The following is an 11,060-nucleotide window of genomic DNA, read 5'->3' as shown; positions in this document are numbered from 1 at the left end:
TTTCGGGCTGGTCGCAGTAACGGCCGATAACGCCGCCGCCGTAACCGAACACGCCGACGATGCCGCCGTGCTTCCAGTGGGTTTCCTTGTCTTCATAGGAAAGTTCCATGATGCCCAGCAGATCCTCGGGAGCGTCGCTGGGAATCTGATAATCCAAGCCCTGAGCGTTCTTGGCTCTGCTTTCGGCAAGCTGCTTGATATCAGATACAAAGCTGGGCCAGGGCCCGGATTCGAGCTGGTCCAACAGGGGGGTTGCATGTTTCGCCATTGCCTTACCTCCACATGGTTGATTATGGGTCTGTCGCTTTGCCAACCAATGAGTCGGAAAAACTTTCCGCTCAGACAGAGCGACCCCTGATACACCAAACCTTGGCCGGATGTGCGAGGGCACAGTACAGTCCCGGCCTTACAGTGTCTACACCGTACCTACCCTATTTTGAACTTGAGCACAATAGCTCCGCCTCTGTTCACAAGCCGTCCGTCGGGCTGCGGCGGCTGAAAAATAAGAAAGCTGAATATATACGGTGGGTTAAATGGTAAACCGCTCTGCGGGCGCCTTTTGCCTCGTCCGCAGATGGTTCCAAAGGGGAACGAGCGGACGGGACTTGGGAAAGTGTTTTGAATTGTGCTTTTTATATCATACTGAAATACAAAATGATATTTTTTCTGTGTCTTCTCCCGGAAAGGGCGGAGACAGCAAAAAGACAAGAGAAAAAAAGAACAATTCATGGGAAAAAGCCATTAATTTTTTACGGAAGAAGCCTTCCTGCACGGGGCGGGGACGGAAAATTTAAAGCCCGTATAATGCTTTATTTTTCCTTCCTTAATAGATACAATACCCCATTCACGCAAAAAAGCAGTCTGAACCTGTGGGACATCGGAGGTACAATGATTCTTTTCAAGAAAAGTTCTGAGCGCAGCCTTCATCTGGAAGACAGGGCCGAGCCGCAGCTCTACCGCGAACTTTTCCCCTACACGAAAATAGGGCGCATAGGATTTGACGGCACCATCATCGCTCCGCGTCCTGCCGATCCTTGCTTCATCACCGACACCACGTTTCGCGACGGACAGCAGGCGCGTCCGCCCTACACGGTGAAGCAGATAGCCCATATTTTCGATCTTCTGCACAAGCTCGGCGGAAAGAGCGGTCTCATTCAGGCGTCGGAGTTCTTCATGTACTCCGCCAAGGACCGCAAGGCCATAGACACCTGCCGCGCGCGTGGCTACCGCTTCCCCCGGGTCACCGGCTGGATCCGTGCCAACGAGAATGACCTTCGCATTGCCAGAGACATGGAGTTCGACGAAGTGGGCATGCTTACCAGCGTGTCCGACTATCACATATACCTTAAATTAGGAAAGACCCGTAAGCAGGCCATGGACGACTACCTGCGCATCGTGGAACGCGCCCTTGAATGGGGCATCGTGCCGCGCTGCCATTTTGAGGACGTCACCCGTGCGGACATTCACGGCTTCTGCCTGCCTTTCGCCTCCCGCCTCATGGAACTGGCCCGCAAGGCTTCCATGCCGGTGAAGATACGTCTCTGCGACACCATGGGCTTCGGCGTTCCCTACGCCGGTGCGGCTCTTCCCCGTTCCGTTCAGGGCATCGTGCGCGCCTTTACCGATGAGGCGGGCGTGCCCGGGCAGTGGCTGGAGTGGCACGGTCACAACGACTTCCACAAGGTGCTCGTCAACGGCGTCACCGCCTGGCTGTACGGCTGCGCGTCGGTCAACGGCGCTCTGCTCGGCTTCGGCGAGCGCACGGGCAACACGCCTCTGGAAGCGCTGGTCATGGAATACATTTCCCTTACGGGCAACGACGACGTGGCCGACACCACGGTGATTTCCGAAATCGCCGACTACTTCGTCAAGGAGCTTGAGTACACCATTCCGCCGAACTACCCCTTCGTGGGCAGCGACTTCAACGCCACGAGCGCCGGCGTGCACGTGGACGGACTGGCAAAGAACGAGGAAATCTACAACATCTTCGACACGAACAAGATCCTCAACCGGCCCGTGCCCATCATCATTACCGACAAGTCCGGCCGTGCCGGCGTCGCCTACTGGATCAACAGTCATCTCGAGCTCGACGAAAGCCGCCGCGTCACCAAGAAGCATCCGGCCGTGGGGCAGATATACAACGCCATCATGCAGGCCTACGAGGCCGGCCGCAACACCTCCTTCTCCAACAAGGAAATGCTGGCGCTCGTCAAGCATTACATGCCCGAGCTCTTCGTGTCGGAACTGCAGAAGCTCAAGAGAATCGCAAGCCGCCTCGCCTCCGGCATCATGACCCGTCTTGCCGAAGCCTGCCGTGCGAGCCGCTCGGAGCAGGAACGCTGCGACGCCATGCAGAGCTTTGCCGATCATTATCCCTACATCCAGTTCATCACGCTTACCGACGCCAAGGGCAAGCTGCTGCAGGCCGTGGTGACGGACGAGGCCAATGCCGACAAGTACGGACATCTGCCTGATCCCGGCTATGACTACTCCGACCGCGTCTGGTTCAAGATGCCCATGCAGGACGGAGAGCTCCACGTTACGGACGTCTATCAGTCCCAGTATACGGGCGCGCTCATTCTGTCCGTGTCCCAGGCCGTGACGGACGACAAGGACGAAATCGTGGGCGTGCTGTGCGGCGACATTCAGCTCGAGGAGATACTCAAGCACACCGAGGACCTGGAAGCGGAGGCCGAGGAGAAGGACGAAGCCTCTCAGATGTAGTGTCTTTTCTGCGTCATGTCCCGGAAAGGGACGGCGTTCTTGCAGGGGCGGCCGGAGGCCGCCCCTTCCTGTGACGGGTTCCGACTTCCCGGAGAACGGACCGTCGCGACATTCATACTTCAGGAGGAGCCACGTCATGCGGCCCATCACCACGTCGCTTTTTTCCCTGTTCAAGGTCGGGCCGGGCCCGTCGAGTTCCCATACCATAGGCCCCATGACCGCGGGGCGTCTTTTTTCCATGACCTGCGCGGAACTTCCCAGAGAAGTTCTGGCACGCGCCGCACGCATTCGGGTGCGCCTTTTCGGTTCCCTGAGCGCCACGGGTGCGGGACACGGCACCGATGCGGCCGTGCTTGCGGGGCTTCTCGGCGTGAAGCCCGAGGATTGTCCTTCCGGGTATCTGGCGCAGCTTTCCGGCGAGCCTCTCAAGGATTACAAGGTGGATCTCGGCGTGGGCAGCGCGCTGGTTTCTCTGGCCGACATCGTGCACGACGCGGTGGTGCACAACTATCCCTACAGCAACACGCTGGTGGCGGAACTGCTCGATGCCGGGGGCAGCGTGCTCTTTGAAAAGGCCTATTACTCCGTGGGCGGCGGCTTCGTGCAGTGGGACGGCTGGAAGGCTCCGGAGCTCGGAGAGCCCGTGCACCCCTACAGCAACATGAAGGAGCTGCGCAACATCGTGCGCAGCGAGGGACTCAACCTCTACGAGATCATGCTGGACAACGAAATGGCCATTACCGGCGCTTCGCGTCCGGCCATTCTCGAGGAGCTGAACAACATTCTGGACAGAATGGAGGAATCGGTGCGGCACGGTCTTGCCGGCAGCGGTTATCTTGCCGGTCCGCTCAAGGTGGAGCGCAAGGCGCACATGCTGCAGGAACGGGCCCGTGCCCTTCATTCTTCTCCGGGCAAGTTTCTTGCCGGGCTCAATGCCTACGCCTTTGCCGCCGCCGAGGAGAACGCATCCGGCGGCGTCATCGTCACCGCTCCCACCTGCGGTTCGGCCGGCGTCATGCCGGCGCTCGTGTACGCCATGCGTCATGACCTTTTCATAGGCGACCGCGCCATACGGGAAGGCTTCCTGGCCGCGGCGGCCGTGGGCTTCATCGCCAAGCACAACGCCAGCATTGCCGGAGCCGAAGTGGGCTGTCAGGGCGAAATCGGCGTTGCCTCGGCCATGGCCGCCGCCATGCTCACCGATGCGCAGGGCAATCCTTCCCCCTATGTGGAGAATGCCGCCGAAGTCGCACTGGAACATCACCTCGGCATCACCTGCGACCCCGTGGGCGGATACGTGCAGATTCCCTGCATCGAACGCAACGCCATGGGAGCGGTCAAGGCGTTCAACGCGGCTCTCATCAGCACGGGAACGAGCACCGAAGCGCATCGCGTATCCCTTGACGCGGCCATTGCCGCCATGGCCGAAACCGGCAGGGAAATGAGCCATAAGTTCAAGGAAACCTCCATGGGCGGGCTCGCCGTGAGCATGGTCACCTGCTGACGCATGACGCATGGCCGTTCCAGGCGCGGCTGCCCTGAAAGAAAACGGTCTCAGACAGGGACGACACGGGGCGTCGTGCATGACGTTCGACTGCAACCTTTTGTCATGAAGCGGATTCACGGCGGCGCAACGCTGACCCGACACAGACGTGAACGTTCAGGAAATGCCCTGTTTGCGGGGATGCGTCGTAAGTTCGGTGCGGCTTGTCAGCCCGTAATGAAAAAGCTATAGTCGCGCCAAAGGAGAGAATCATGTCGTTTCTTCGTCATATATGTCTGACACTCTTTCTGCTTTCCGGCGGCATTCTGACCGTCGGTCCCGCGCAGGCCGCGCCCGCTCAGGATCTGACCTCCCAGCTGGAGGCCGTGTTGAAGGAACATCCCGAGATCATTCTCAACGTGCTTAAGGATCACAGCGAGGAGATGCTCGACATCGTGCAGCAGGGGTCGGACAAGCGTCGGCGTGCCGTGCTGCTCCGTCAGTGGGAAACCGAAATCAATGAACCCAAGGCCGTGGCTCTTGAAGGGCGCCCCGTGGGCGGTCCCGACAACGCTCCCGTGACCATCGTGGCCTTTTCCGACTTTTTGTGCACCTACTGCCATCAGGCCGCCTATACCGTGGGCAATCTCATGAAGCGCTATCCCGGCAAGATCAGGCTGGTGTTCAAGCAGGTTCCCAAGACGCAGGCGGGCCGCATTGCCGGCGAGTGGTTCATAGCCGCCTATCAGATGGACAAGACCAAGGCGTGGAAGATGTACGCGCTCACCTTCGACCGCCAGAAGCAGGTGGAAGACGATGCGGTGTCGGCCATGCGCTCCATTGCCGCGGAAGCCGGGTTCGACGCCAGGGCCGTTGAGTCCGCGGTGAAGAGCAAGGCCAAGGAACTCGACGCCATGATGGCCGGCGATGCTGCCGACGCCAATGCGCTCGGCTTTGTGGGCACTCCGTATTTTCTTGTGAACAACATGGTTCTGCGCGGTGCTCTTCCCATGGAAAATTTCATAGATGCCGTGGACATGGCGCTCAAGAACACGGCGGCAAAGTAATCTCATGATCGTAGATTCCCAACCAGAAGCGCTCCGCAGAAAGGGCGCGTGGGCTTCCTGCACGGCCACCGTCGGAAACTTCGACGGCGTGCATCTCGGCCATCAGGCGCTTTTGCGCCGTACCGTGGAAAATGCCAGATCCAGAAACGTGCCTGCCGTGGCCGTCACGTTCGCCCCTCATCCCGTTTCCGTGCTTTCATCCCGCGCGCCCAAGGAACTCTGTTCCACGGCCCAGCGTCTTGAATACATGAAGGCTCTCGGCGTGGACGCCGTGCTCCTGCTTCCCTTCACGAAGGAGCTGGCAGCCAGGGGGGCGGGAGAGTTCTGCCGTTCCGTGCTTGAGGAAGGCCTTGCGGCAAGTGAACTCTTCATAGGGTATGACTTCCGCATGGGGCGAGATCAGGCCGGCATGGATGTGCTGAAAACGTGCATCCCGCACGTGACGCAGGTGCAGGCCGTGATCATGGACGGCGCACCCGTCAGTTCCACGCGCATCAGAAAGGCCCTTGCCGAGGGAAGGCTCGACGAGGCCAACGCGCTTCTCGGCCGTCCTTTTTCCGTGCAGGGCGAAGTGGTGCACGGCGCTGGACGGGGAGGTCCTCTTCTGGGCATTCCCACCGCCAATCTTGATGTGCCGCATACGCAGGCCATGACGGCTCCCGCCGTATATGCCACTTCGGCAAGACTCCTGGACGGCGATGGCGCGGGCGAGTGGCACATGTCCGTGACGAGCTTCTGCAAGAATCCCACCTTCGACGGTTCCGTGCTGACGCTTGAAACGCACATCATGGACTTTTCCGGCGACATCTACGGAAGGGAACTTGAAGTCAGGTTTCTGACCAGACTCCGGCAGGATCGCCGGTTCGACGGACTGGACGCGCTCATTGCCCAGCTTCATGCCGACATGGACGAGAGACGCGCTCTTCCTCTCTGAGCCAGAACGCCTAAACGCATTTTCCCGGGCTCTGCCCGGAGGACGAAAGCGTCATGTCAAAGGCCCGTCTTTCACCGACGGGCCTTTTCTTTTGCCGGATGTGCAGGGAAAACGGCATTCCCTGTTTCGGACATCTGCCGGAGGCGGCAGCCATGCGGTCTTGGATAAAAGGTTCCGCGGCGGCCCGGAGCCGTGAAGGAAGTGGAGAGCAGGCAGGTCGACGGAAAGTCGCCATTGCAGCGCAGGAAAAAAGGCTTGCCCGCTGGCGGCACTTCGTGTACAACACACGTTTGTGGAAAGGTAGCGAAGAGGCCGTAACGCGCTCGACTCGAAATCGAGTTATCGGTGATGAGCCGGTACGTGGGTTCGAATCCCACCCTTTCCGCCATACGGTTATATTTCCAGGGCTTTGATTGTCGCTTGAGGCAATCAGAGCCCTTTTTGTTTTATCAGGAGATATGGTATGCTGTAAGCCGCTGCCTTTGTCTGGGCCGGCCGTTTCTGCTCAGAACGGGCAGGGGCGGATTGCATGACATCAGGAAAGGCATGCCGTCCCGTGGAGGGAAGACGATGAAACTGCAGTTCGGCAACAATGCGTTTTGTGATCGGTTCGACTGGTACGAATGGTCCGCCCCCGAGTACAGAGGGGCGGAAGAGATTTTGAGGGCCGTCAGAAAGCTGGCCGGCACGGGGAAGCGTCTGACGGGGGTCAGAGTCATCGGCGCGGCATTCAACATGACCTGTTCCGCTCTGGAGAGCTATGAGCATGAACATGCCGTCAGATCCGGAGCAGCACTCAGAGAGGCAGGGCTGCGGGAGGTTCGTCGAAATCTTGTGACTCCTCGGGCGGTCCGACTGTGCGAGCCCTTCGTGCTCGACTTTGAAGACGGAACGTCACTGGAGTTTCATCCCGGCAGTGATCTGAATGCGAGGATCAGCGTCAATGCCGTTCCCAGGCAGTGCATGGAAGGACTGAATACGCCGAATTTCGATGCCGACCGGCTTTTCGGTCAGCATGTGAAAGGAAGGAAGCTTCAGGATTTTTTCATTGCAGAGAAGAAGGAGACCATCACCAGCTATCGGCTGTCAGGGAATGAGCCGGACTCGCAAATTCATGACGATATCGAGTATCAGTATGTTTTCCGTTTTTCCGACTTGACGGAACTTATGGTCAGCACGACGTCTGGAGGGTACAGGCTTTCCCTTTCCGGGGCTATGAAAGAGTTTCTGATGCCGTATCTGAGGTTCAGGGCTGTGGCTCGACCTGTGCATCAGCCTTTTTTGTGCCACGGCGTTTGCGGGGATGCGTCATCCTTTCTGGTGTGCGGCATAGAGTCGGGGCAGAGAATCTGCGGCAGAATTTCCGACGCCGTTTCGTTTTCCATGGATGAGGAAGTGCTGGACTGCTATATGTACCCGTTTTTTCAAAAATGGTATGATCCGTCGCTCAATGCGCGTGACCCTGACTATGAGAAGCAGGGCTTTGACTGGTACGGCAGCAACCGCTACGGCAGAAAAACCGTGCAGGCCATGTTGAGAGACATGAAGAACGAGGTCGTCACGCTCCGGGAATATGGTGACAGTCCGTTTTTCAGGCAGCATATGGCCATGCTGGAAAAGGGGCCGTGGCTTCCGTCATGGCTGCCCCGAGGCGATTTGTCGGAAAGGGAGCCCGACAGGGAACGCGCCCGGACCATCAGTTTTTTTGAACGATTCTCCACAAGAATGGAAGGTCTTTTGCGTGCTCTGCCCGAAGACAGCGTGATTGAAGTCCTGGGGCCGTGAGCTGCCTTGTCTTTTCATATCGGCATGATGTGCCTCCTGCCGATGCCCACATGAGCGTGGCGAGTGGCGGCCATTCCTTCGGAAGAAGAGAGAATGGGAAAACGTCGTCGGACAGACATCAGGCCTGCGTTTCTGGAACAGTTGCCGCACGGACCTTTTCCTCTCCATTGACAAGCTCGGCCGTGTGATTATGTAGTTCGTAACTTTTGATGGAGGGATGACCTATGAAGGTTACCACGAGAAATATTCTGGAAGGCGTCGTTACGTCCGTGAAGCGCGGCGTGGTCAATGATGAGGTCGACATCGATCTCAAAGGCGGACTGAAGGTTTCCGCCATCGTCACCTGCAAGAGCACCGAGACCCTCGGCCTCTGCCCCGGTCGTGAGGTCCTGGCCATGGTGAAGGGCATTAACGTCCTGCTGGCCCGCGACATCGATGGTTATGTTCTTTCTTCCCGCAACATGCTGCCCGGCACGGTGAAGGCCATCAAGAAGGGTCAGATCATGGCCAGCGTGTCCGTGGAGCTTTCCAACGGCGATCATCTTACTTCCGTGTGCACGGTGGACAGCCTCGAAGACGCCGGCATTGCGGAAGGCGTGAGCGTGCAGGCCGCCATCAAGGCGCCTCACGTCATTCTTGCCGCAAAGGCGTAGTCCCTTCATGAGGGAACGGCGGACGGTCGTTCCCCGACGGATTTTTTCTGCCCGGAGTCTCGTCACAGCATCGAGCTCCGGGCTTCTTTATTTAAGGAATGAGACGGCACGGCGGAGGGAGAGCATGACTTGTCGGAGAGCGGTAAGGAAAGTTGAGAATGGAGCCAGAAGGATGCAGGACCTGTTAAAAATTTTGTCATGCGGCTCTTCCTGTATCTTTCATCGGCCGATTCCGGTGCAGCCGCCGGCGGCCGCCAAGGGAAAGAAATGATCTTTTATTATAAAAATAAATAGTTATCCGATGTTATTGTCCCGGGAGACCGGCAGAAGCCGTCCGTCCAGACGTTGTCGACCGAAAGGGGCGCAGCGGCGTTTCGAAGGGAAAGCAGAGGGCTGTCAATAGGAAAGGTGATATTTTAATATATTGATATCATAGATTATTTTATATTTTTCATGTTTTTTTTCAGCGTGAGATGAGGGGCTGGGGAAGCGTTTTGAGGCAGAAAAAATAATGTGTAAAATTTTTTTTATTCTAATGATAATAATACATTATTCATCTTTTTTATAATATTATTTTTATTTTTTTATCATTTTTTTATCAAATGTTGTTGCAGGGTCTTTCCATGGAAAAAGAGGGATTTTCCATAGGTTTCATCAACCACTTTTTTTTCAAAGGAATGACTACAATGAAAAAGCTTACTACGCTTCTTCTGGCTGCCGGCATGATCTGCGCCGCGTCGGCTCCTGCTTCCGCCGTTGACGTGAAGATGGACGGTGAATACATGTTCAGCTACATCCTCGGCGAACGCGTCGGCACCGGCGACAACTTCGACGAAGCCGGTCAGCGTCTGCGTCTCGGCATGACCTTCACCGCCAATGAAAACCTGTCCGGCTACCTGCAGCTGCAGGCCGGCATCAGCGGCACCGACACCACCGATTACGACTGGGGCACCACGAACAGCGCCAACACCAAGCTTGGCGTTCGTCAGGCCTACATCGACTGGATGATTCCCCAGACCACCGTCAAGGTTCGTATGGGTAAGCAGCTCGTCGGTCTTCCTCAGGACGCCTTCGGCAAGAACGCCATCATGCACCCTGGCCTGAACAGCCGTGACGGCATCGTGGTTTCCTCTCCTGTGACCGATTGGCTTGACCTGACCGCCTTCTGGGTGCGCGCCGGCTATCTCTCCGGCGACGGTCCTTTCGGTGAGATTGCCAACGACACCGACACCTCCAAGAAGTCCGATCTGTTCTCCGTGGCCGCTGCCCTCAAGTTTGACGGCTTCTCCGTCACTCCTTACATGATGTACGGCGCCATCGACAAGGGCAACACCATGCAGGGCTCCACCGACGGCACCCTGAACATTGCTGACGGCAACGCCTACTGGTTCGGCGCCACCGCCACCATGACCTACTTCGATCCCTTCGCCCTGAAGCTCTCCGGCGCTTACGGCACCATGAACTACGAAGGCGTCGGCGCTCCCAACGATCGTGACGGCTGGTACATCCAGGCCAAGGCTTCCTACAAGACCGCTTACGGCACTCCCATCCTGGGCGGCTGGTACGGCTCCGGTGACGACAGCGACGCCAAGTACGCTGGTCAGGGCTGGATCCCCACTGTCGGCGGCCGTTTCCATCCCACCGTCGGCTACTGCGCCGGTGAATATGGTCTGTTCGACACCACCACCCGCCACAACATCGCCGGCACCTGGGGCGTTCAGGCCGGTATCGAAGACGTGTCCTTCATTGAAGATCTGACCCACGCCTTCACCGTCACCTACTGGCAGGGCACCAACGACGACAAGCTGGCCCGCGGCGAAAATCCCTGGGAATACATGACCACCAGCGACAGCGTTGTTGAATTCAACCTGGTCAACAGCTACGACATCTACAAGAACCTCACCGCTGTTCTCGAACTCTCCTACATGATCACCGACTACGACAAGGGTGACCATGGCATGAAGAACATCGACAAGGACGGCTGGAGCACCGCTCTTAACTTCGCCTACAAGTTCTAATTCGACGCGGGCCTAGCCCGCGCTGGATGAGATCCGGCTTACGCGGGAGAGGACGCAAGTTCTCTCCCGCATTTTTTTTGATATATCCGCAGTTCATGGCCTTGCTTCTCCTCGCAGTGTCTGCCCGGGAGAATCTTCTTCCCGAACATGGCTGAAGAGCTGACAGATGTCGACGTCGAGTGCGGTGGCCAGCTTGTCCAGGGTGGCCAGCTTGCAGGTGGCTATTCTTCCATCCTTTGCTCTGGCAATGGTGTCGGGAGCGACCTGCGAGAGGTGTTGCAGGTCTTCATAGGTCAGATTCCTGTGTTTCATGATGATTCCGAGGTTGCTGATTATCATTGACGCATCCCCTCCGAAAGATATGTGTTTTGACAGGGAAAAACTTGACGGGCACTA

General features: G+C 57.5%; 8 protein-coding genes, 1 tRNA gene and 1 pseudogene. 8 read left to right on the top strand and 2 right to left on the bottom strand.

Annotated elements, in window-relative coordinates; translation table 11 throughout:
* Positions 1 to 268, bottom strand: a pseudogene (locus QZZ60_RS07975) (sulfite reductase, dissimilatory-type subunit alpha); the annotation flags it as partial.
* Between the two features lie 620 nt (positions 269 to 888).
* On the opposite strand from QZZ60_RS07975, the gene QZZ60_RS07970 reads away from it, so the two are divergent.
* The 8 genes from QZZ60_RS07970 to QZZ60_RS07935 all read left to right on the top strand — a co-directional run bounded on the left by QZZ60_RS07970 (position 889) and on the right by QZZ60_RS07935 (position 10,664).
* Positions 889 to 2,724, top strand: a complete 1,836-nt coding sequence (locus QZZ60_RS07970; RefSeq protein WP_295640275.1) for a cache domain-containing protein — start codon at positions 889 to 891, stop codon at positions 2,722 to 2,724.
* Positions 2,725 to 2,860: 136 nt separating this feature from the next.
* Positions 2,861 to 4,228 carry an L-serine ammonia-lyase gene (locus QZZ60_RS07965; protein ID WP_295640272.1) on the top strand — a complete coding sequence of 456 codons (1,368 nt, stop codon included), beginning with the start codon at positions 2,861 to 2,863 and terminating at the stop codon, positions 4,226 to 4,228.
* Between the two features lie 251 nt (positions 4,229 to 4,479).
* Positions 4,480 to 5,274 (top strand): thioredoxin domain-containing protein, encoded by a 795-nt coding sequence (locus QZZ60_RS07960; protein WP_295640269.1) that lies wholly within the window; start codon positions 4,480 to 4,482, stop codon positions 5,272 to 5,274.
* A 4-nt stretch (positions 5,275 to 5,278) separates the two neighbouring features.
* Positions 5,279 to 6,208, top strand: coding sequence for a riboflavin biosynthesis protein RibF (gene ribF / locus QZZ60_RS07955; protein ID WP_295640266.1), 930 nt, complete (start codon positions 5,279 to 5,281; stop codon positions 6,206 to 6,208).
* Between the two features lie 294 nt (positions 6,209 to 6,502).
* Positions 6,503 to 6,596, top strand: a tRNA-Ser gene (locus tag QZZ60_RS07950).
* Positions 6,597 to 6,778: 182 nt separating this feature from the next.
* Positions 6,779 to 7,993: a hypothetical protein gene (locus QZZ60_RS07945; RefSeq protein ID WP_295640263.1), complete on the top strand. Its 1,215-nt coding sequence runs from the start codon at positions 6,779 to 6,781 to the stop codon at positions 7,991 to 7,993.
* Positions 7,994 to 8,217: 224 nt separating this feature from the next.
* Entirely contained in the window at positions 8,218 to 8,646 is a 429-nt protein-coding gene (locus tag QZZ60_RS07940) for a TOBE domain-containing protein (protein ID WP_295640260.1), read from the top strand.
* 686 nt (positions 8,647 to 9,332) lie between these two features.
* Positions 9,333 to 10,664, top strand: coding sequence for an outer membrane homotrimeric porin (locus QZZ60_RS07935; protein ID WP_295640257.1), 1,332 nt, complete (start codon positions 9,333 to 9,335; stop codon positions 10,662 to 10,664).
* Between the two features lie 93 nt (positions 10,665 to 10,757).
* On the opposite strand, the gene QZZ60_RS07930 is transcribed toward QZZ60_RS07935, so the two are convergent.
* On the bottom strand, positions 10,758 to 11,003 hold the full coding sequence (locus QZZ60_RS07930) for a helix-turn-helix transcriptional regulator (protein ID WP_295640254.1): 246 nt from the start codon (positions 11,001 to 11,003) through the stop codon (positions 10,758 to 10,760).
* Positions 11,004 to 11,060 lie beyond the last annotated feature (57 nt).

This window comes from uncultured Mailhella sp., assembly GCF_905187505.1.
Lineage (GTDB): Bacteria > Desulfobacterota > Desulfovibrionia > Desulfovibrionales > Desulfovibrionaceae > Mailhella.
This window is presented reverse-complemented; position numbering and strand designations above follow the sequence as displayed.

Coding starts and splice junctions, on each gene's coding strand:
- QZZ60_RS07930 (WP_295640254.1), bottom strand. CDS start 11,003: ATGATAATCAGCAACCTCGGAATCATCATGAAACACAGGAATCTGACC.
- QZZ60_RS07940 (WP_295640260.1), top strand. CDS start 8,218: ATGAAGGTTACCACGAGAAATATTCTGGAAGGCGTCGTTACGTCCGTG.
- QZZ60_RS07945 (WP_295640263.1), top strand. CDS start 6,779: ATGAAACTGCAGTTCGGCAACAATGCGTTTTGTGATCGGTTCGACTGG.
- QZZ60_RS07960 (WP_295640269.1), top strand. CDS start 4,480: ATGTCGTTTCTTCGTCATATATGTCTGACACTCTTTCTGCTTTCCGGC.
- QZZ60_RS07970 (WP_295640275.1), top strand. CDS start 889: ATGATTCTTTTCAAGAAAAGTTCTGAGCGCAGCCTTCATCTGGAAGAC.
- ribF (WP_295640266.1), top strand. CDS start 5,279: ATGATCGTAGATTCCCAACCAGAAGCGCTCCGCAGAAAGGGCGCGTGG.
- QZZ60_RS07935 (WP_295640257.1), top strand. CDS start 9,333: ATGAAAAAGCTTACTACGCTTCTTCTGGCTGCCGGCATGATCTGCGCC.
- QZZ60_RS07965 (WP_295640272.1), top strand. CDS start 2,861: ATGCGGCCCATCACCACGTCGCTTTTTTCCCTGTTCAAGGTCGGGCCG.